This is a genomic window from Pararhizobium polonicum (genome assembly GCF_001687365.1).
Lineage (GTDB): Bacteria > Pseudomonadota > Alphaproteobacteria > Rhizobiales > Rhizobiaceae > Pararhizobium > Pararhizobium polonicum.
On record NZ_LGLV01000008.1, the window covers coordinates 281,039 to 300,897 of the forward strand.

20 protein-coding genes are annotated in these 19,859 nt (G+C 60.1%); 4 read left to right on the forward strand and 16 right to left on the reverse strand.

Annotated features, from left to right (window positions below; all coding sequences use genetic code 11):
* Positions 1 to 82 precede the first annotated feature (82 nt).
* Positions 83 to 1,738: an ABC transporter permease gene (locus ADU59_RS14210; RefSeq protein WP_068954917.1), complete on the forward strand. Its 1,656-nt coding sequence runs from the start codon at positions 83 to 85 to the stop codon at positions 1,736 to 1,738.
* A 182-nt stretch (positions 1,739 to 1,920) separates the two neighbouring features.
* Entirely contained in the window at positions 1,921 to 3,567 is a 1,647-nt protein-coding gene (locus ADU59_RS14215; RefSeq protein WP_338012935.1) for a phosphoethanolamine transferase, read from the forward strand.
* A 68-nt stretch (positions 3,568 to 3,635) separates the two neighbouring features.
* Here ADU59_RS14215 and ADU59_RS14220 read toward each other — a convergent pair whose 3' ends face one another.
* The 9 genes from ADU59_RS14220 to ADU59_RS14260 form a co-directional block, all read right to left on the reverse strand.
* Positions 3,636 to 3,848: a hypothetical protein gene (locus ADU59_RS14220; protein ID WP_068954771.1), complete on the reverse strand. Its 213-nt coding sequence runs from the start codon at positions 3,846 to 3,848 to the stop codon at positions 3,636 to 3,638.
* 107 nt (positions 3,849 to 3,955) lie between these two features.
* The gene (locus ADU59_RS14225; RefSeq protein ID WP_068954772.1) at positions 3,956 to 4,630 is read right to left on the reverse strand and encodes a TfuA-like protein; all 675 of its coding nucleotides are present in this window, start codon (positions 4,628 to 4,630) and stop codon (positions 3,956 to 3,958) included.
* On the reverse strand, positions 4,627 to 5,811 hold the full coding sequence (locus ADU59_RS14230) for a YcaO-like family protein (protein ID WP_083198268.1): 1,185 nt from the start codon (positions 5,809 to 5,811) through the stop codon (positions 4,627 to 4,629). Before ADU59_RS14230 ends, ADU59_RS14225 begins: the two co-directional genes overlap by 4 nt.
* An 8-nt stretch (positions 5,812 to 5,819) precedes the next feature.
* Positions 5,820 to 6,038, reverse strand: a complete 219-nt coding sequence (locus ADU59_RS14235; protein WP_068954773.1) for a hypothetical protein — start codon at positions 6,036 to 6,038, stop codon at positions 5,820 to 5,822.
* Positions 6,039 to 6,053: 15 nt separating this feature from the next.
* Positions 6,054 to 7,814, reverse strand: coding sequence for an adenylate cyclase (locus ADU59_RS14240; RefSeq protein WP_244506428.1), 1,761 nt, complete (start codon positions 7,812 to 7,814; stop codon positions 6,054 to 6,056).
* A 96-nt stretch (positions 7,815 to 7,910) separates the two neighbouring features.
* A complete protein-coding gene (locus tag ADU59_RS14245; RefSeq protein ID WP_068954775.1) occupies positions 7,911 to 8,315 on the reverse strand; it encodes a helix-turn-helix domain-containing protein in 405 nt (134 codons plus the stop codon).
* Between the two features lie 131 nt (positions 8,316 to 8,446).
* Entirely contained in the window at positions 8,447 to 9,019 is a 573-nt protein-coding gene (locus tag ADU59_RS14250) for a TadE/TadG family type IV pilus assembly protein (RefSeq protein WP_068954776.1), read from the reverse strand.
* A gap of 9 nt (positions 9,020 to 9,028) precedes the next feature.
* On the reverse strand, positions 9,029 to 9,550 hold the full coding sequence (locus ADU59_RS14255; RefSeq protein ID WP_099050829.1) for a TadE/TadG family type IV pilus assembly protein: 522 nt from the start codon (positions 9,548 to 9,550) through the stop codon (positions 9,029 to 9,031).
* On the reverse strand, positions 9,547 to 10,881 hold the full coding sequence (locus tag ADU59_RS14260; RefSeq protein ID WP_068954778.1) for a TadE/TadG family type IV pilus assembly protein: 1,335 nt from the start codon (positions 10,879 to 10,881) through the stop codon (positions 9,547 to 9,549). Before ADU59_RS14260 ends, ADU59_RS14255 begins: the two co-directional genes overlap by 4 nt.
* Before the next feature lie 498 nt (positions 10,882 to 11,379).
* Between ADU59_RS14260 and ADU59_RS14265 the strand changes: the two genes are divergently transcribed.
* Positions 11,380 to 12,369, forward strand: a complete 990-nt coding sequence (locus ADU59_RS14265) for a helix-turn-helix domain-containing protein (protein ID WP_068954779.1) — start codon at positions 11,380 to 11,382, stop codon at positions 12,367 to 12,369.
* A gap of 5 nt (positions 12,370 to 12,374) precedes the next feature.
* Here the strand turns inward: ADU59_RS14265 and ADU59_RS14270 are convergent, their stop codons facing one another.
* From ADU59_RS14270 to ADU59_RS14300, 7 genes are all read right to left on the reverse strand, one after another.
* A complete protein-coding gene (locus tag ADU59_RS14270; RefSeq protein ID WP_068954780.1) occupies positions 12,375 to 12,707 on the reverse strand; it encodes a hypothetical protein in 333 nt (110 codons plus the stop codon).
* A gap of 82 nt (positions 12,708 to 12,789) precedes the next feature.
* Positions 12,790 to 13,890, reverse strand: coding sequence for an ABC transporter substrate-binding protein (locus tag ADU59_RS14275; RefSeq protein ID WP_068954781.1), 1,101 nt, complete (start codon positions 13,888 to 13,890; stop codon positions 12,790 to 12,792).
* A gap of 48 nt (positions 13,891 to 13,938) precedes the next feature.
* Positions 13,939 to 15,003, reverse strand: a complete 1,065-nt coding sequence (locus ADU59_RS14280; RefSeq protein ID WP_068954782.1) for an ABC transporter permease — start codon at positions 15,001 to 15,003, stop codon at positions 13,939 to 13,941.
* A 20-nt stretch (positions 15,004 to 15,023) separates the two neighbouring features.
* Positions 15,024 to 16,520 carry a sugar ABC transporter ATP-binding protein gene (locus ADU59_RS14285; protein ID WP_068954783.1) on the reverse strand — a complete coding sequence of 499 codons (1,497 nt, stop codon included), beginning with the start codon at positions 16,518 to 16,520 and terminating at the stop codon, positions 15,024 to 15,026.
* Positions 16,521 to 16,610: 90 nt separating this feature from the next.
* Positions 16,611 to 17,501, reverse strand: coding sequence for an NAD(P)-dependent oxidoreductase (locus ADU59_RS14290; RefSeq protein ID WP_068954784.1), 891 nt, complete (start codon positions 17,499 to 17,501; stop codon positions 16,611 to 16,613).
* Entirely contained in the window at positions 17,498 to 18,034 is a 537-nt protein-coding gene (locus ADU59_RS14295; RefSeq protein ID WP_068954919.1) for a gluconokinase, read from the reverse strand. Before ADU59_RS14295 ends, ADU59_RS14290 begins: the two co-directional genes overlap by 4 nt.
* Positions 18,009 to 18,776, reverse strand: a complete 768-nt coding sequence (locus ADU59_RS14300) for an SDR family oxidoreductase (RefSeq protein ID WP_068954785.1) — start codon at positions 18,774 to 18,776, stop codon at positions 18,009 to 18,011. Before ADU59_RS14300 ends, ADU59_RS14295 begins: the two co-directional genes overlap by 26 nt.
* A 127-nt stretch (positions 18,777 to 18,903) precedes the next feature.
* Here ADU59_RS14300 and ADU59_RS14305 point away from each other — a divergent pair, with 127 nt between their 5' ends.
* A complete protein-coding gene (locus ADU59_RS14305) occupies positions 18,904 to 19,845 on the forward strand; it encodes a 2-hydroxyacid dehydrogenase (RefSeq protein ID WP_068954786.1) in 942 nt (313 codons plus the stop codon).
* The last annotated feature ends 14 nt before the right edge of the window (positions 19,846 to 19,859 follow it).

The window sequence follows — 19,859 nt, forward strand, 5'->3', positions numbered from 1 at the left end:
GGTTTTCAGCCGCTCTCTGTAGGATACAAGAGAAGGCGCCCGCGGCAACGCGGGCGCCTGTTTTCGCATGGAATTCCCGCATATGACGGGCCTGTCACCGGCACGCCCGCATCGCCGTCGTGCCGGTCGCGGCTGGCTGCTCGGCGCGTCCGCCGTTGCTCTGTTCGTTGTGTTGCCGATCGTCGCGCTGTTCGTGCAAGCCATTCAGGGATCGGCCGGATTGTGGTCTCATCTGGCGATCACCGTGCTGCCGGTGGCGCTGTGGGATACCGTCGTTCTGCTGGCCGGCGTCGGCCTCGTCACGGCTGTGATCGGAACCGGAACCGCGTGGCTGGTGACCGCCTATGCCTTCCCCGGCCGCCGGCTGCTGGAATGGGCGCTGCTGCTGCCGCTTGCCGTCCCCACCTATATCGTCGCCTATGCCTATCTCGACATCCTCCATCCGATCGGTCCCGTGCAAGGCGCGGTGCGCTGGCTGCTCGGCTATGAAGGCCCGCGCCAGTTCCGCCTGCCCGACATACGTTCGATGGCAGGCTGCATCCTGTTGCTCGGCTTCGTGCTTTATCCGTATGTCTATATCCCGACCCGGGCCATGTTCCTCACCCAGTCGGCGAACCTGATCGATGCGTCGAGAATGCTTGGTGTATCGCGCCGCAAGGTCTTCTGGCGCGTTGCCCTGCCGCTGGCACGCCCGGCCGTGGCTGTGGGCATTAGTCTGGCGCTGATGGAAACCCTGAACGATATCGGCGCGTCGGAATTCCTCGGCATCCGCACGCTGACCGTCTCGATCTACACAAGCTGGGTGACCCGCTCGGATCTGCCGGGCGCCTCGCAGATCGCGCTGTCGCTGTTGTTGATCGTCGCGCTGCTGGTGGCGGCAGAACGATGGGCGAGACGCAAACAGCGCTATGCCGCCGGCGCGCAGCGCCAGCATGGGTTCGAGCCCGCCAAGGTCTCGCGGCCAAAAGGCATATTGCTTTTGATCGCCGGCTCGTTGCCGATCTTGATCGGCTTCGCCGCACCGGCGCTCTATCTCGCGGTCGAGGCCGTCAAGCGGATCCAGTTTGCCGGCCTGTCGCCACGTTTCTGGGGTGAGGCATTCAATACGATCTCGCTCGCTTCGGCCGCGACCGCAATGACGCTGTTCTTCGGTCTGGTGGTTGCCTATGCGGTGCGTCTAAGGCCGGGCACGGCTGCCGCCTGGTTCTACCGGTTCTCGACGCTCGGATATGCGGCGCCCGGAACAGTGGTCGCGATCGGTGTCCTGATCGTTGTTGCAATGCTCGACCGCTTCATCGACAGGACCGCGATCGCCTGGTTCGGTCTGTCGACGGGGCTCCTGTTCATGGGGTCCGGCGCGGCCTTGCTCTATGCCTATGCGATGCGGTTCCTTGCGATTTCGGCGGGTGGCATCGAAGCGGGGCTGGCGCGCATTCCGCTCTCGCTCGATCACGCGGCACGTACGCTCGGGCAGACGACGGCGGGCACCCTGCGCCATGTGCATCTCCCGCTCTCGAAAACAGCCTTGACGGCGGCCGGTCTCCTGATCTTCGTCGATTGCGTCAAGGAGTTGCCGGCAACATTGCTTTTGCGTCCGCTCAATGTCGAAACCTTCGCCACGCATCTCTACGGCGAAGCGGCCAGAGGCACCTACGAGGAAGCATCCGTTGCGGCGCTCGCCATCGTCGTGATCGGGATTTTGCCGGTGATTCTCCTCTCGCGCATCGGCCGGAACTAGGCTTGTCACGCAAGGCGTTGGTCCATCGCTGACGCCGGCGAAATGCGGGCAGGCTCAGGATTTTTAGGTTTTATTTCTGTTTTCAGTGCAATTTTGGGTGGTGCAAACTGACATTCAGCTTTTTGTCAGGTAATAGGCACAGGAGAGGGCACCTTTGCAATTGCCCGTAGTCGGAGTGTGCTTTGAACCGTCCCTCTTTCAAGCGTCCTGTGATGGGAAGCGTCCCGCTTTCCCTGATCGTCACGCTTTACATTCTCGGTGCGTTGAACTTCACGTTCTGGAACCAGGCCTTCTCTGTATTTGGCGGTTTCAATGTCAGTTTCTATACGTTTTCTGCGGCGATTGCTCTGCTCGTGGTTGCGGGCGTGGTGCTGTTCTCCGCCAAATATGTCATCAAGCCATTTCTGATTTTCCTGATCGTCGCCGGCGCGATCTCATCCTACTACACGGACTTCTTCGGCGTTGTGATCGACAAGGAAATGATCAGAAATGCCGTGGTGACGACGCCGCAGGAGGCAAGTCATCTCGTCACGCCGACATTTGTCTTTCACGTTTTGCTTTACGGCGTTCTCCCGTCGTTGCTGGTTTGCTGGACGAAGATCAGGCACCGCCCCCTGATCGGAAAACTCTTTGCGAATTTCGTCGTTATCTCCGCATGCCTTGCTGTCTGCGTCGGCCTGATCATCAGCAATTACTCCGGAATCTCGTCGAACATTCGCCAGAACCGCGAAATGATGGCCAAGCTGACGCCGTTCGCGCCGATAACCTCGGCGATCGGCCTGGCGGTCAGCACCTATCGCGAGATCGGCATTGTCCGTGCGCCGCTTGGGACCGATGCCAGACTTGGGCCGGTCTATGCGAGAGCGGACAAGCCGATCGTGACCATTATCGTTGCCGGCGAAACGGCGCGCGCAATGAACTTTTCGCTCAATGGCTATGCGAGAGAAACCAATCCCGAGCTGAAGGCCCTCGACGTTGTCAACTATACCAAGACGACGAGCTGCGGAACCGCGACCGCCGTTTCATTGCCCTGCATGTTCTCCGTTTATGGGCGGCAAAGCTATTCGGACCGCAAGGCTCGTTCGACCGATACCTTGATGGATGTTCTGCGCCGTGCCGGTATCGACGGCTACTGGTGGGACAACAACACCGGCAGCAAGGGGATTGCCGATCTGATCAGCTTTGCCAGTCTTACCAAGCAGAAGAACAGCAAATTCTGCACGGACGGCGAATGCCAGGACGATATTTTCCTGGGGCTTCTCGATGCGAAGCTCGCAAGCATCACCAAGAACACCGTCATCGTCCTGCATCAACTCGGCAGTCATGGGCCGACTTATTATTTGCGGTATCCTGAAGAATTCCGGCGTTTCACGCCCGATTGCCGCACGGCGCAGCTGTCCGATTGCAGCCGCGAGGAGATCGTCAACGCCTATGACAACTCGATCCTTTATACCGACCACAACCTGTCGGAAGTGATCAAGCTGCTGAAGAAGCATCAGGGCACTGTCGATGGTGCGATGATCTACATGTCGGATCATGGCGAATCGCTGGGCGAAAACGGGTTGTTCCTGCATGGCGCGCCGTACATGTTTGCGCCTGTGGAGCAGACCCATGTTCCCTTCATCGCCTGGTTTTCAGATCAATATGCCCAGGTGATGAAACTGGATGTCGGCTGCTTGCGTCAGTATTCGGACGCCCCGACGTCGCACGACAATCTGTTTCATACCGTGCTTGGGATGATGGACGTCGTGACCAAAGTTTACAGGCCCGAACTGGATGTTTTCGCCGCCTGCAGGGGGGCCGCGCCGAGCGGGTCACCGGCGTCGTGATCAGCTTTACGGGTAGCAAACAACGTCTGAAAACGTCCGGGCGCCATAATGAGGCGGGAGTGGCGCTTTTATTGGAGCTGTCTCAGCACCATCTCGAATTCGGCCGATGGTGTGTCGTCCCGGCTCCTGAGCTCGCTTGTAACGGCCTTCATCGCCATTTCAATGCAATATTCAAGCGCAGATGCGTCAAGCTGGCGTGCGCTGTCCCGGATGTAGGTCAGCATTCGCGCAATCGTGGCGAACTCTTCGGCTTCAGTTGAAACGGTGGCAAGGTTGTCCATTCGAAAATTCCTACGCGCTATGGAGGTTTCGAAGGTGATTGTAGATACAATTCGAAACAAATGGCGTTGCACGAGCGTTGCACACGTTTCGATTGAATGTTCCTCTCCTAGAGGGCTGTCAGGTTCAACTGCCAGTCGGGAGCGTGTTTGCGCAACGTTGCCGGTGCTTCGTGCATGGTGGCCAGCAGCTGCAGGGCATCCTGCCTTTTGATATCGACCATTCCGCGTGTCAGCACGGGCAGGACTTCCTTGCCGAGACCACTGCCCGCAACGATCCTTTTCCACGTGCGTTCCTTGAAGAAGATATTTCGCGCGCTGGTTTCCAGCAACTCCTGCTGCAGGGGTGACAGGTGACCACTTTCTTGCAGAGTATCGAGCGTTGCGCTGACATTGACGAACGGCACTGTCAGCGCCGGATATCCCAACTCTTCAGGACCGTGGAGCAAGGCGACGTCGGCGTCATCGATCAGCCTCCCGGTTTTGAACCCGTCGAATACCGCTCCGATGCCGATCATTCCGAAGGCTTCGCATTCGGCGGCACGAAGCGCGCCCATGCTCGATGCCCCGTAGATCCGCACGCCGATGGACAAGCCGTAGAGTATTTCCTTGTGCCAGACCGGCGGCTGATACTCAAAGCCGCCATCGACCAGGCCGATAGAGGTGAACCCTTCATCGATCGCCTTGCGGAGGTCGCCCTGGATCGCTGGTGGGCGAAGGATTATGTCACTCGCACACAGGCGCGCGGCATCCGGCAGGCTTGGGCCGATAAAAATAACTTTCATGGCCACAAGGTCCGGGCAATGGCGCGGGCGCCGAAACGTCGGGCGCGCTTGCCGTCCGGGTTTTCCAGGGCAGGGACAAGCGCTTTGACGACGGAAAAAGGCCAGTCCTTGCTTGAGAGACGCAGGGCAATGGCGGATGGAATGTGCGCTTCGCGCAGTCTCTCCAGCACGTGCTCGATCATCGAAGCGGTCGTAGACGGGATCGGTTGCCGATAGTCCGGCACCTCGGTTGGAACGCAGGCGAACAATCGGCGCGTTTCATCCGGCAATGATGTCCGGTATGTCTGCGCCGAGACGTCGTCGCGGGCGCCGCTGATGTAGGTCAGGCGCGATTGCGCCGCTTCCGTTACGGCGCGAAGTGCGGCAACCGACGGCGATGGATGGGCGCCCGATCCGTTCGTCACCTCGACATACCGCAGGGGCCTGTCGGATAAAACGCCGGCAGGGCTAAGAAAGGCCGTGAGGCAGGGAATGCCGATATCGGAGGTGATGTCGAACAGCCGCAGAACCAGTCCGGCTCTTTCGATGCGGGTGAGGAGTTCCGTCATGGCCGCGCCGCCATACAGTGAGGGGTCGACACATCGCGAATGCCGGTCGCTGGCCGGTGCGACTTGCCAAAGCACGTAGGCGTCGCGCTCAATCCGCTCCAGAAGACCGTGGAGAAACGCTTCATCATCGCAATTGCCAGACGCCAGGCCGTCCGACGACATCCAGTAGCGGTTATTCTGCCGGGTACGATCCAGAATCACGGCCTCAAGCGGTACGAGGATCTCCTGTCCGTTCAGGACATTTCGGCCCGCAATCCAGTCGATTGTCTCGTCCGGGCGCAAATCGGACTGCCCGCCCGCAATCAGGCTGGGCAGCGGATCGGCAAACCGTCCCCGGTCCGCCAATCCGCTCATCGTCGCGGTGACGATATCGACAGCCGGATGCCCCGCCACGACCCGTTCCAACGCCTCCATCACCGCCGATGCCTTGGCGTCGTCATCGGTGATGCCCTTGCCTTGCGCGATAACGATCGATTTTGCGTTCGGCGTATAGGCGCACCATACCGGTATTCCCAGGTTGTCGAGGCCGGTATGGCGTGCAACGCGGGTGATGCCGAAGTTTTTCAGAAGGGGTTCGACGCGGGAGAGTGTCTCACGAGGCGTATAGATGCGTTGCGGGGCTGCGTCTTCCAAGCCTGTTATCAGCCCTCGAAATGGCCTGAAAAGACTTGATCCGCCGAGGAGACCGCCACGGCAAAATCCACACCCTTCACGACAGCACCACCCGAATGCCGGAGGGACTCGGCTGTCGCAAGTTCGCCAGACAATGGCTTGGGCAGTTGCGTGACCGTCCCCGCTGTCAGGTCAGCCAGCCAAAGCCCGCTTTCGCCCGGAATCCCTATTACGACCACTTTCGCCATATTCGCTCTCCTTTGTTAGAAGCCTGCTTTGGTCAGGCCTTCTCGATACAGTTCCCGTTGCCAGCTTTCCTTCATCGGCACGACCTCAAGCCATCGCTGGAGGTCAAAGCTGGGATTGTCGCGCAGGACTCGCTGGCGGCTTGCCCGGGCTTTGTTCTTGTCACCGATCATTCCCCAGCTGGCAGCCAACAGCCTGTCAGCCGGGCGAGCGTCGCGCATTTGGCCGATATAAGCAACGGCGTTTTCAAACTCCCCGAGGAAGTAACTGGCCCCAGCCGCGGTCCAGAAATAGGCATCCGGGCAAAGGGGATTGAGTTCGATCGCCTTCTTGATCTTGACCAGGCCATCCGCCGGTCTGGTGACATGCACGAGGCTGTCGGCATGGCTGTAAAGCGCATCGGCATAATGCGGGCTGATGGTCTCGGCGGTCGACAGGGCTTCGAGACTTTCATCGAGTTTCTGCAGATACAGTTGCACGACGCCCAGTTCGCGGTACCCGGCGGCCAGATTGCCATTGTGGTGAACTGCGGCCATGGCTTTCTGCTCGGCCGCCACCAGCAGCTCTTCATCTCCGCGCGCGGTCAGAAGCCATTCCGTCGTCAGGGTCCGCGCCATGCCGGCCAGCGCGGGTGCAAAATCCGGAGACAGGCGCAAGGTCTCGCGAAACTTTTTCCGTGCCCTGCGAATCCCGGGCAGAGACAGTTCCGACAGATGCTGCATGCCCTGCAGGTAATTCAGATACATTTGCGGGCGTGTGGCGAAATCGAGTTGTGCGGCTGCGGTTTCGTCCACCTGGCGCGCAATGGTTTGCGTGATCGTGCGGGAAATCTCGCTGCGCTGCGTGGTCAATCCTTCGGCCGTCAGAGTAAAGCGCTCGGCCCAGATGATTTCGTCCGTGGGCAGAAAAATGAGCTGGGTGAAGAGGCCGTCACCCGACCGTTTGGTGTCGAGCGCATAGATGACGCCATGCTTTTCCAGCACCGCTGCCTTGTCGTCTGCCTCGCGAATGCGCTCGGATGTGAAGGGGGCGACGACGGACACGGTTCGAAGCGAGCACAGACCGATCGTCACGTCCTCGACCAGGGCATTTGCAACCGATCCGTTGAGACGCGAATCTTCCGCCGTATCGGGAGGAAGCAAGGCGACGCGCGGCAGTGACAGCCGCTCGGCCTGCAAAGGGGAGGGCGCAACACCGATCGTGGCATCTAGCCTGGTTTGCGTTTCGCGCGGCACGGCAAAGAGCCTGTCGGGCACGTCATCCGATTCGACGATTTTGGCGCGATCCAGGATATTGCGGATATCCATGTCATTCGGTGCGCGCTGCAGAATTTGAACGCATGCGATTTTAACGGCGCGGATATCCGCTCGATCGGTCGCCAGCGGCGATCCATCAAGAACCGCAGCTCTTAAAAGCTCGCCATAGCCCTGACGCTGCCCCTCTATCCATCGTTTCAGGGGGCCATTTGTATTGCGCGTGCCGGCGAGGAATTCCTCCTTCATCGTCTCGACGATCTGGCGCAGGCGCGCCAGCTTATCGTTTTCAGGCAGGAAGCAATCCAGATCCGAATGCAGCGCATCCGGTTGAAGCCGCACCATTCGGCCATCGGCAGACAGAGGGAGTGGGTTCAACTGGCCGGCTGTGCGCATGCGAAGCAGCGTCGAACGAAGATTCTTGAATGCAATGCTGCGGTCGACATCAGGCCAAAGCATCGCCGCGAGGATTTCGCGGGACACCTCCAATCGCTGGCTGGCACGCATATAGGCGAGAATTAACATCCCTCGCTCCGGCAGAAAGACCTGCCGACCGTCGGGATCGAGCACTTTCAGTTCTCCGAATGTGTGGAGAAAGTAGCCCGTTCTCGCCACGGAATTTTACCCTGCCGCGCCCTTTCCGCTTTCGGTTTTGGCAACCGATTTCGCCAGCTTGACAATGTTCTGACGAACCGCGGGATCGGAGATCGATATAAAGGCTCTGTTCAGAGCCAGGCCTTCAGAGCTGGAAATGAACACCGAGATGTCGGAGATCTCGTTGGGTCCTTCCCCCGCCGAGATCGCTGTTTCCTCGAAAAAAAAAGCGATCGGAACACTCAAGGTCGAAGCAATGTTCTGCAGGCGGCTTGCGCCGACGCGATTGGTTCCCTTTTCGTATTTCTGGACCTGCTGGAATGTGATGCCAAGGCTATCGCCCAGCTTTTCCTGGCTCAGCCCCAGCATTGTTCGCCGGAAGCGGATACGGCTTCCAACATGGACGTCAATCGCGTTCGGAATCTTGTTCATCGGTGCCCTCATGGCGTCGCTAAGGTTGAGTATGAGCACTTTGCTTCAATCGCGTTCGCGTTGCAATCGCAGCCTCTGTAAAAAGGTGCTTCCAGACATAATATTCCCTGTCTTGCTGAGGCTACGATGTCCTAGCTGTAGCTGATCGTACCGCTGTTGCGCGGTCTTGTGAAAAAATGCCGGTCATATTCGTAGCCCCGGACACCGGTAAAACGCTCGAACAAAGCGGAGAAGATGGTTTCCAGTTTGTAGTGCACATGCGTCACGATCATTTGCGTATCCTGTTCCCGCAACTCTTCAGGAACATCGATCGGGGACGCCTGGCCTGCGGGAAGAGCGGTTGTGCCGTATGCTGCCGACCAGACGACGACCGCTTTATTGTTCGCATCGATTTTCACCACGGAGATGAGAATCGTGAGGCCCGTCAGGTCGTATGGCTCAAGGATCGAGCTCACCCCGGACAGGATGGTCGAGATGTCGGAGCGGGTCCAGCTGCTTTGCATCGACACCATTTCGGCCGATGTGGAGGCCATCTGGTTCATCTTTCTCTGGACCGTCAATCCCTGACCGAGATCGACGGTTCCGGCAAGGAGGAGGAATAGGAACGGGATCAGCAATACGAACTCGATCGCGGATGCGCCGGCACGATCTTCGCCAAAGCGCCGCAACAGGCGTGACCCAAAACGGATTTTCAGGGGTGTCATTGGGCTTCCTCAGAAGGGTTCGTTGCGAAACAAGGTGGAGGCACCCAAAAGATAGCTCCCATCGGAGAGCGTTCGGCTGGAGAGAGAGTAGAGATTGACGATCGGCGGCCAGGGCAGGAAGGCTTGAACGAGCACGTAGTCGCTGCCGTAACCGGGGTTGAAGCTCTCGGTGATTGTGACATTGCCCTTCGAATCGACGGGTACCATGCCGCCGGCCGACGAGACGTCGGTGATGACGTCGACCGACACCAGCAACCTTGCCTCGCAGTTCAGCATGTAGACCATGTCGCCACAGATCTTTGCCTTGAAGTCCGCCAGAGAAGTCTTCTTCTCGGCTGCCTGCCCGGTTTTGATGAGCCGAGCGTTTTTGTGCACGGAGGAATCGAGAGCGGTATTGACGAAGAACATCGCCGAAATCTCGATGATGCCGAAAACAAGCACGAAGAGCGGCAACGCCAGGATCGCGAACTCGATCGCTGCGACGCCGGATCTGTCTCCGAAAAATCGATGAAAGCTTCGCCGGCGCATCATTGGGTCAGGCGCACGGAGGTTAGATACTGGGTAAACAGCGCGGAAAGACCCTTTGCGATCTCGGTCTCCGACGCGGCGGAAAGGAAGAGGTCCGACGAGGAGGCGCAATCCTGCAGCGCTATCGGGATATAGTTCAAACGACTCATGTTGCCGCTGACGCCGTTGCGCAGGGTGCCTCCCCACAGAGAGCTCCAGACGCTGCTTTTCATGCTTTCGGCGACCGTGGCCTTATATCCCCAGTCATTTGGGATCGCCAGATACTCGGTATAGAGAACAGCCACGCTGGCTTTGTTGTCTTTGAGAGCAGCGCACCAGGCAGGGTTGAGCGGTGTCACCCGACCCCAATAGCTGGCGCCGCCGAGGACCCAGTCGCGATCGGATTGCACGCCATCGGTGAGGAGAAGAACGAGTTTCAGTGGCGAGTTTGCCGACGAGCCGTCGCCGGCTATCCCTACCTTGCTCTTCAGGGCTTTAAGCGACGTGTCGAAATCGGTCGATTTCATCGAACTCGCGCTCGTCAGGCCGCTGCTGTCATCGGACAGTTTCTTGCGCGCCGAACTGGTTGAGTAAGTCGGGGGTAATGCCTCCGCAATTTTTTCCCCAAGCCCGTAAAGGCCGACCTTGATCCGCGTATGGGTGCTGTCGGCGCTATCGATCATATCGAGGACCTCGCCCACCGCAGTCAGTGCGACGTCGGACCGCAGCTTGACGCCCGCGGCTTTGCTGTAGGCGTAGTAGGTCGGATATTTCTTTCCCTGAACGGTGACCGGGTCGTTGGTGTTGTGGCAGGCAAATTCGCAGCCGGCGGTATTGCGCATGAGCGTCTGCCCCTTGCTCGTTGCCGCCAAAAGCATCGAGGGCGATTTGTCGATGACGATATACACTTCCAGATTGGAGGTGCCCGGGCCCTTGATGGCGCTCGTGACGCCAACCGGCACGGTTTTGATATCGGCAAGGGCCATCAGCGTCGTCGGCACTGTTCCTGCGGCCGTGGCTGTAATGGTGTGGCCGGATTTGTCGACCTTGATATCCGTCAGATCGTAGCTGGAATCACGTTTGTCGGCCTGGGCGTCAAACCAATCGGTGATCTTTTTCTCCAGCTTGCCTTCATCATAGCCATCGATCTGTTTGATCGCCGCCACCAGGGCAGCATCCAGATCGGCCTGCATCTTGTTTTGGACGTTGTAGGCCCGGGTGTAGTCGAGGCTGGCGCCAACGGCGAGCAGCATCGGCAGGGACGCGATCGCGACAACCAGCGCAACGTTTCCTCTCGTATCGCGAAGCAGGGATTTCAACCGCAACAGGGCGGTGGCGAATGAGATGAGACGCATATTTCCAGAGACACCAGTTCAGCTTTGATAAAGGCTGACGATGCATTGTAAATATTATGACCAAGTAAATTGTATGATTATTGCCCCGGATAAATGACGCAGAAATATCCAGTTTACGCATGCAATCCACAAAAAAGAAGATTATCGGGGTCGAAACATAGATTGTTCCCGTATAAACTGCATAAAGTACACGAATAAATACCATAAGTTGCAAATTAGCCTTTAAGTAAATTTTCACCTTACCTTTTGGCCTCGACCCGTTTCTGTTGCTGTACATCACACTTCAGTTCCTCACCGAAGATGCACCGACCGCAGAAAACATTTACGCGTGTGCTAATATGTGCAAAAGTCATATTAATCAGCCATGCCGAAAGGCTTGCGATTGGAGGCTTTGGCAATGAAGCATGAAAAGCAGGCGGGCGGTGAGCGACCGGTTCGAGACGTCGCGGCAACGCTGCGCGGAGTGCAATTGCTTCCCCTGCGTGAGTGCCGCCACCCATGAGCAGACCGGGCCAGGTCTCCCGTTTCAAGGTTGTCGAAGCCGACGTCGATCAGCTCCGTGAACACTATGCCAATACCCTGAAGCCTGTTCGCGTCAATCCGATGAACAGAGGGGCCTCGATCTCGGTGGAGGACCTGCATTTCTCGACCGGCGATTTCGATATCTGGTCGGGCCTATGCCGGTCCGGAATGGAGGTCAGCTTCTCCGAGCCACCGGATGCCTTTGCGCTCTATCTGCCGCTCTCCGGCGCGATGGAACTGGATGCGCGGGGCCGCCAGTTCGTCTCGACACCCGGCAAGCTGATCGCGACGGATCTCTCCCAGACCCGGATGCTGCGGCTCCATTCCGAGCGCAGCCATATCGGCATTGCCTTCAGCCGCAAGGCCGTCACCCGGCAGCTTTCCGAGCTGTTGGACATGCCGGTGATCCACGACCTCGATCTCTTCGCCGAATGCGACATGAACACAGGTGCCGGCGCGAAGCTCGCCGCATTCGGTCAGGTCCTCTGGGACAATCTCGCCAACGGCCCAGCAGACAATATCTCGGCGCGCTCCACGGAGTATTTCTTTCGCACGATTATGGTCGCAATGCTCGAAAGCGTGCCGCATCGCTATTCGGCGCTGCTGGAGCGCCCTGCGTCGCCAGCCATGCCGCGGCAGGTGAAACGGGCGATTGACTATATGATCGCCAACATTGCCAGCCCCATTCAGGTTGAAGACATCGCCCAGGCGTCCGGTGTCAGCATCCGTTCGCTCCAGGTGGGCTTCCAGCAGTTCAAGGATACGACACCGCTGAACTATCTGCGCCAGTTGCGTCTGGAAGGCGTCCGCCGCGAACTTGTCGGCGGCAGGCACGATCGCATTTCCATTTCCGATGTGGCCCGCAATTGGGGATTTACGCACATGGGACGTTTCTCTGTTCTCTATCGCGAAGCCTTTGGGGAAATGCCGACGGAAACCCTGCAATTGAGCCGTCTCGGCAAATAGCGCGCCTAAACCGTCGGATACTCGTTGGCCGTAAAGACATGGTGATGAACGCGGCCGGAAAACATCTCCAGCAGCCCGGCGGTAACAGTGCGGCTTTCAAAGCGGACATCCGATTGCAGCGCTCTGTTGCAGGCGTCGATATCGGGATAACGGATGGCCAGAGCCATGGCGTAGACAGGGGCGCCTTCGTCGCGGTCCGTTCCATCCAGCACCCGTACCTCCTCGGCTCCGGGAAACCGGGTCCAAAGCGGCACGAGCTTTTCCGTCACATAGGCGCGGAATTCCGTTTCCCTGCCGGCGTGAATTTCCCCTTCGAAGAGGGCGTAGCGAATGATCATGATACTGCTTTCGTCGGCGGGAGTTTTGCGTCGTTGGAAAAAAAAGGGGCATCGTTCGCGATGCCCAGGTCCTGGGCGATCGTTACATTTTGCCCCAGAGTTTCTGGTATTCGTCACGGTAGCCGTTGTCCGGATCGAAGCTGTTCTTCGGTCCGCCGTCGAATTCGACATTGTCAGACGTAACGACATGCAGTGGCGACAGATAGCCCGACCAGGCTTCGCCGGCAAAGGCGCGGTTCAACTCATCGACAAGCTGCCAGCCCTGCAGGTTCAAGGGTTCGGCAACGGTCACCTTCTGGAACTGGCTGGCGCGGATCCGCTGATAGGCCGATTCCGAGCCGTCGCCGGCCGCAACGTTGATCGGTGCATCGGTGCCGCTCTTGCCGGCAGCGGCCAGAGACGGGCCCATGAAATCGAAATAGAGGTCGTTGATCGCCAGTGAATGGGTCCACTGGTCGCCGTATTTCTGCAAGAGCGATGTGGTCAGCTGCGGCATGCGCTGCGACGTCTCGGCGATCGGCGTGTCGACATATTCGAGCACCGTGCCGCCCAGTGCCTCGATCTCGGCCTTCATCTTGTCGGCCTTGGCAATCGCGATCGCATAGGTGCTGTCGGTGAAGATGATTACGCCCGGCTTGCCCTTGGCGTCGACATAGGCGTAGTCGGCGGCGGCCTTGGAGACCTCCATGGCATCGGTGCTGACATTGGCGAAAAGGCCGGTCTTTTCATCCGGGCCGATCACTGGGCCGGCATGCCAGGCGACCAGCGGAATGCCTGCGGCTTTGGCCTGCTCCAGCGCGGGGGCCTGCTCGACAGCATCGAAGCCGTTGATGATGATGCCGGCCGGCTTCAGGGCCATGGCCTGGCCGAAGGCTGCCGTGCGGCCGCCAATCGAACCCGCTCCGTCCAGCACCTTGACCTCCCAGCCAATGGCTTTTGCAGCTTCCTCGACACCCGTGGTGACACCCAGGATACCACCATTCTTCAGGTCGCCGGCCAGCACGACGATGGTCTTGCCTTCCTGCGCCTTGGGGCTTGCCTTGGGGCCGTCCCAGGTGGTGACGCGGGTGGCGTATTTGTCCACCACGGCCTTGGCATCCGCTATGGCGTCGGCGAGCACCGGGCCTGCCAGCATCAGCGCCAGCATGGCGACGGAACTCCGGATCAATGTTCTGCGTTTCATGGTTGTTCCTCCCTTTGAAGACGGTGCAGTTCGCACAATCGGTTTCCCTCAGTTTTTCCCTGTCTTGACCGGCAGCGGGCCGGGTGTCGCGGCCTTGCCCGCAGCGCCCCGCTTGCGCTGCGCATAACCGGCGATGCCGATGGCGACGAGCAGGGTGACGCCGTTGAACAGCGGCTCGACGAAGAATGAACCACCGATCTGCTGGATGCCGGAAATGCCGACCGCCAGAATGACGACGCCGGTCATCGTGCCCCAGACATTGACGCGGCCGGGCTTGATGGTGGTGGAGCCGAGAAAGGCGCCGACCAGTGCCGGCAGCAGATATTCCAGTCCGACACTGGCCTGGCCGATGCGCAGCTTCGAGGCGAGCAGGACGCCGGCAAGGGCGGCGAGCGTGCCGGATGAAACGAAAGCACCGATGACGAAGCGGCGGACCGGAATGCCGTTCAGCGCGGCGGCTTTCGGGTTGGCGCCGATGGCATAGACGTAGCGGCCGATCGGCAGATATTCGAGAACGATCCAGAGCGCGATGGCGATGGCGATGACGTAGAAGCCGGTGACCGGCAGGCCGAAGACCATCGTGCCGTTGAGCGCGTAGAAACCTTCCGGCAGCACGCCGACCACCTGCCGTCCGCCGGTGTGCCAGAGAGCCAGCGCATAGAGGATGGTGCCGGTGCCCAGCGTGGCGATGAAACTGTCGATTCGTGCCACCTCGACCAGAAGGCCATTGAGGAAACCGGTGAAAGCGCCGAGCGCCAGAACGATGACGACGGCAAGTGGCCATGGCACGCCGAACATGGTCTGCAGGCTGATGGCCAGGATATGCCAGAGGACAATGCCGTAGCCGACCGTGAGATCGATGCGGCCGGATGCCATCGGGATCATCGCCGCCAGCGACAGGAGCGCGATGATTGCCTTGTCGGAGACGATCGAGCGCAGGTTGAGAAGCGTCGGGAAGGTGCCGGGCAAAAGGATCGAGAACAACAGCATCAGGGCGACCGTCAAAATGACAAGACCGTAGACAGGGATATAGCGGGTGATCTTCTGGCCCACTGTAAGCCCGGCCAGTTCGCTGCGCGTCGGTTCAAGCGCGGTGGATTCGATCGATTGCATGGTATTGCTCCCGTGGTCTCTTAGGCGGCTTCCGATGCCGAAGCGGCGGAAATGACGGCGGATGTGGTCAGGGCCTCGCCCTGAAGTTCGGCAACGATGCGGCCGCGCGAAAACACCAGCGCGCGATGGCAGATATGGGCAATTTCCTCGAAATCGGTGGAAACGACGACGACGGCGAGGCCGGCCTCGAGCGCTCGGGCGATCAGCTTGTAAATCTCGGCCTTGGCGCCGACATCAACACCAGCAGTCGGGTCTTCGGCGACCAGAAGTTTGCGGCCGGTCACCAGCCAGCGGCCGACGACGACCTTCTGCTGATTGCCGCCCGACAGCGCCTCGATCGGCAGGCTCTGGTCGTTCGGGCGCAGGCCCACGGTTTCACCGATCTTGCGCGCCTGCTCGGCTTCATCGGCCGGGGACAGGAACGAGAACAGGCCGCGGCCGGAGGCGCCGGGATTGATGAAGGTGTTTTCGCGAAGCGACAGCGACATGGCAACGGATTCTTCCGTGCGATCGCGCGCAATCAGCCCGACGCCGGATTTCATTGCGGCGACCGGGTTCGAAAGGTCCGGTGTCTCGCCGTTCAGGTGTATCGTGCCGCCAAAGGCCTCGCAGCCGAACAGGGCGCGGCCGATCAGCTCCTGTCCGGCGCCGCGCAGGCCGACAAGGCCGAGCAGTTCGTTCTGGCGAATATCGAACGAAACCGGGCCGGTGCCGGTGCAGGTCAGGTTTCTGGCTGCAAGAACTGCCTTGCCCGGCGTGCAGGCGGCCTTGACGAAAAGCTGGTTGGCCGGGCGGCCGACGATCATTTCGATCAGATCGTCGGGCCGGGTCTCGCTGACGGGGCGCTGCCCCACCAGCTTGCCGTCGCGCAAGACGGCGACCCGATCGGCGATACGGAAAATTTCGTCCAGCCGGTGCGACACGTAGATCATGCCGACGCCGCGTTCCTTCAGCGGGCGGATGGCGTTGAACAGCCGCTCGACCTCGTCGGCCGGAAGGCTGGCGGTTGGTTCATCGAGCACCAGGACGTCGGCTTCGACGGCAAGCGCGCGGGCAATGGCAACGAGCGATTTTTCCGTGCGGGTGAGATCCTGGACGCGGGTGCTGGGGTCGAAATCGCAGCCGACCAGTTCCAGCGCCTCGCGGGCACGATCTTCGGTGCGGCGCCAGTCGATCAGGCGCGAACGCAACGAAAAGCCCTGTGCCAGGCCGACATTCTCGCCGACCGTCATCCATTCGATCAGGCCGAGATCCTGATGGATGAAGGCGACGGGCTGGCGGGTATTGGGTTTCGGCGGGCGGTGGCTGTAGGGTTCGCCACGAAACAGGATCTGGCCGCCATCCGGTTTGTAGATACCGGCAAGCGTCTTGATCAGCGTCGATTTACCGGCGCCGTTTTCACCGAGAAGAGCAAGGATTTCGCCCGGAAGCAGATCGATGGAGACATTCTCAAGCGCGCGGGTGCCACCAAAGATCTTGGTGATTCCCCTGAACTCGATGAGTTTTCGATTGTCCATCTCTGCTCCTCCCAAAGCGTCGATTGAGATATGTTATCGATAACATATCTGGTTAGTCAAGGACTGATGTTCGTCCCACTCCACATTTTGTCAGGAAAGCGTGCCGTCGAGCAGGCGCATCATCTCGGCGGAATCGCGCGCGCCGAGGCCAGCCGCACAAAGCAGCCGGTGGATCTCGACGACCTGGCCGGTCATCGGCAAAGGTGTCTTCGTCTTCAGCGCGAAGGCCTGCAGCGAATCCAGGTCCTTCAGCATGTTGTCGATCCGGCCGGTGGGTGTGTAGTCGCGGGCGGCGAACTTGCCCATGAACTCCTGCAGGATGCTCGAATCGGCGCGGCCACCGGCAAGCGCTGCGGGAATGGACGCCGGATCGACGCCGCCAGCTTCGGCCAGTTTTGTCGCCTCGGCTACGGCCTGGAAGATCACCGCGCAGAACAGCTGGTTGATCAGTTTTGTGGTCTGCCCGGCGCCGCTTGCGCCCATGCGCGTATAGTTACGGGCGAGATGCTGCATGACGGCGCGGGCGCGCTCGAAATCGGCCTCGTCACCGCCGGCCATGATCGTCAGCCGTCCGCCGAGCGCGCCGGGCACACCGCCGGACAGCGGGCAATCGACCCATTTCATGCCGGTCTCGTTTGCCAACTGCGCCGACATCTCGGCCGTATCGGCGGGATCGATAGACGACATGTCGATCAGCATCTTGGTTGCATCGGCGCCTGCACTGACGCCATCCGCACCGAACACGACAGCGCGCACGATGTTGGCATGGTTGAGGCTGAGGATGACGAAATCGTTGGCACGGGTCGCCTCGGCTACCGAGGCCGCGGTTCCGGCGCCCTTGTCTGTCAGCGCCTTGACCTTGACCGGATCGAGATCGAACACGGTGACATTCTGGCCGGTCTCGATCAGCCGTGTCGCGATGGCCGATCCCATGATGCCGGCACCGATAACAGCAACCCTGCAGGCTTGTGTCTTCGTCATGGTTCAACTCCATTCAGCGCAGCGAGGCCTTCGAGGGCCGCTGCGGTGATGACCTCGGGCGAGGGGGCGATATCGACGGTGACAACAAGCCTTTCGTCTTCCGGGCTTTCCAGCGTTGCGAGCTGGCTGTCGAGCAGGGATGCCTTGAAAAAATGCCCCGGACGGGCCGTCATCCGCTGCAGCAGGATATCGCGTGATCCCTTCAGGTAGACGAAGGCGAGGGGATGTCCTGCAGCCTGCCGCAGCCGGTCGCGGTAGATCCGCTTCAGGGCCGAGCAGGAGATGACGATCCCTGCCTCATCTGCTTCGGCCAGGCGCTTGCCGATCATCGCGAGCCATGGCCAGCGATCGTCATCATCGAGCGGGATACCCGCCGACATCTTGGCGATGTTGGCCGGTGGATGCAGGCTGTCGCCCTCAACATAGGGCAGGCCCAGATGCGCCGCGAGCCGTTCGCCGATGGACGACTTGCCGCAGCCGCTGACGCCCATGACGACGATGGGGCCATTAAAGGCAGGTGGTGATGCCGCCATCGACATAGAGCGTGTGTCCGTTCACGAAAGAGGATGCGTTGCCGGCAAGGAAAACCGCCGATCCGACCAGTTCATCGACATTGCCCCAGCGGCCGGCCGGGGTGCGCTTTTCCAGCCAGCCGGAAAATTCGGCGCTGTCGACCAGGGCCTGATTGAGCGGCGTCTTGAAATAGCCGGGCGCGATCGCGTTGATCTGGATGCCGTATTTCGCCCAGTCGGCGCACATGCCGCGCGTCAGGTTTTTCACGGCACCCTTGGTCGCGGTATAGGGGGCGATGCCGGGGCGGGCCAACTCGCTCTGGACCGAGGCGATATTGATGATCTTGCCTTTGCCGCGCGCGATCATGTGCCTGGCAACGGCCTGGCCGACATAGAAGACGCTGGAGATATTGGTGGAAAGCAGCAGCTCCCACTTGTCGGCCGGAAAGTCTTCCAGCGGCGTGCGAAACTGCATGCCGGCATTGTTGACGAGGATGTCGATTGCTCCGATGTCAGCCTCGACCGCGGCAACGCCGTTGCCAACCGAATCCTTGTCCGTCACGTCGAAGACGGCCGCATGGGCGGTATGGCCCGATTTGCGCAGCGCTTCGACCGCGGCGTTCACCTTATCGGCGGAGCGGCCATTGAGAACGACCTCTGCGCCGTGCGCCGCCAGACCCTCGGCGAGCGCATAGCCGATACCCTGGCTCGATCCCGTCACCAGTGCCCGGCGCCCGCTCAGGTCGAACAGTGGAAATCCCATTGTTAAAGTCTCCCAGAATTTTCCGAACCGTGTCGTTTCGCGTTGCCTGTTTACAGCGCCCGGTTTCTATTGACACATATGTTATCGATAACATATCAAGTCAAGCACGAAAATTCAGGAGATAAACATGTCGAAGCCAGAGGTTCTTGTGATCGGTCCCTATCCCGCCTGGGACATGGAGGATCTCGAATCCCGCTATGTCATTCACAAGCTTTGGGAGGCGGAAGACCGCGATGCGTTTCTGGCCGGACATGCAGGCGGTATTCGCGCGATTGCGACGCGCGGCGAGCTCGGCGCCTCCGCCGATCTGATGAAACGGCTGCCCAAGCTCGAAATCGTCAGCTGCTACGGCGTCGGTACCGATGCGATCGATCTTCGCTTTGCCCGCGAAAACGGCATCCGCGTCACCAACACGCCGGATGTGTTGACCGAGGACGTGGCCGATCTCGGCATGGCATTGATGCTTGCCGCTGCGCGCCAGCTTCCCGCCGGCGATGCCTATGTCCGCGGCGGGCAGTGGACGAAGGGCAATATGCACCTGACGACCCGCGTCTGCGGCAAGCGCGTCGGTGTTGTCGGCATGGGACGCATCGGAGCGGCCTTTGCCCGACGTGCGGCCGCCTTCGACTGCACGATTTCCTATTTCGCCCGCGCACCGAAACCGGACCTTCCCTATACCTTCGTTGGCGATCTGGTCGCGCTCGCCCGGCAATCGGATTTTCTCGTGGTGACGCTAGCGGGCGGAGAAGGCACGCGCGGCATTGTGAGCGCCGAGGTGATCGAAGCGCTTGGGCCGGACGGCATCTTCGTCAATATCTCGCGCGGCACGACCGTGGACGAGGCGGCTCTGCTGGATGCGCTTGAACAGGGCCGGATCCGGGGGGCGGGGCTGGACGTGTTTCTAAACGAGCCCGCCATCGATCCACGCTTCGCGAGCCTGAAAAATGCCGTCCTGCAGCCGCATCACGGCAGCGGTACGGTTGAAACCCGCCAGGCGATGGGCAAACTGGTGCGCGACAATCTGGCGGCGCATTTTTCAGGCGTCCCGTTGCTGACGCCGGTTGCCTGAGCGCGAAGGAGAGA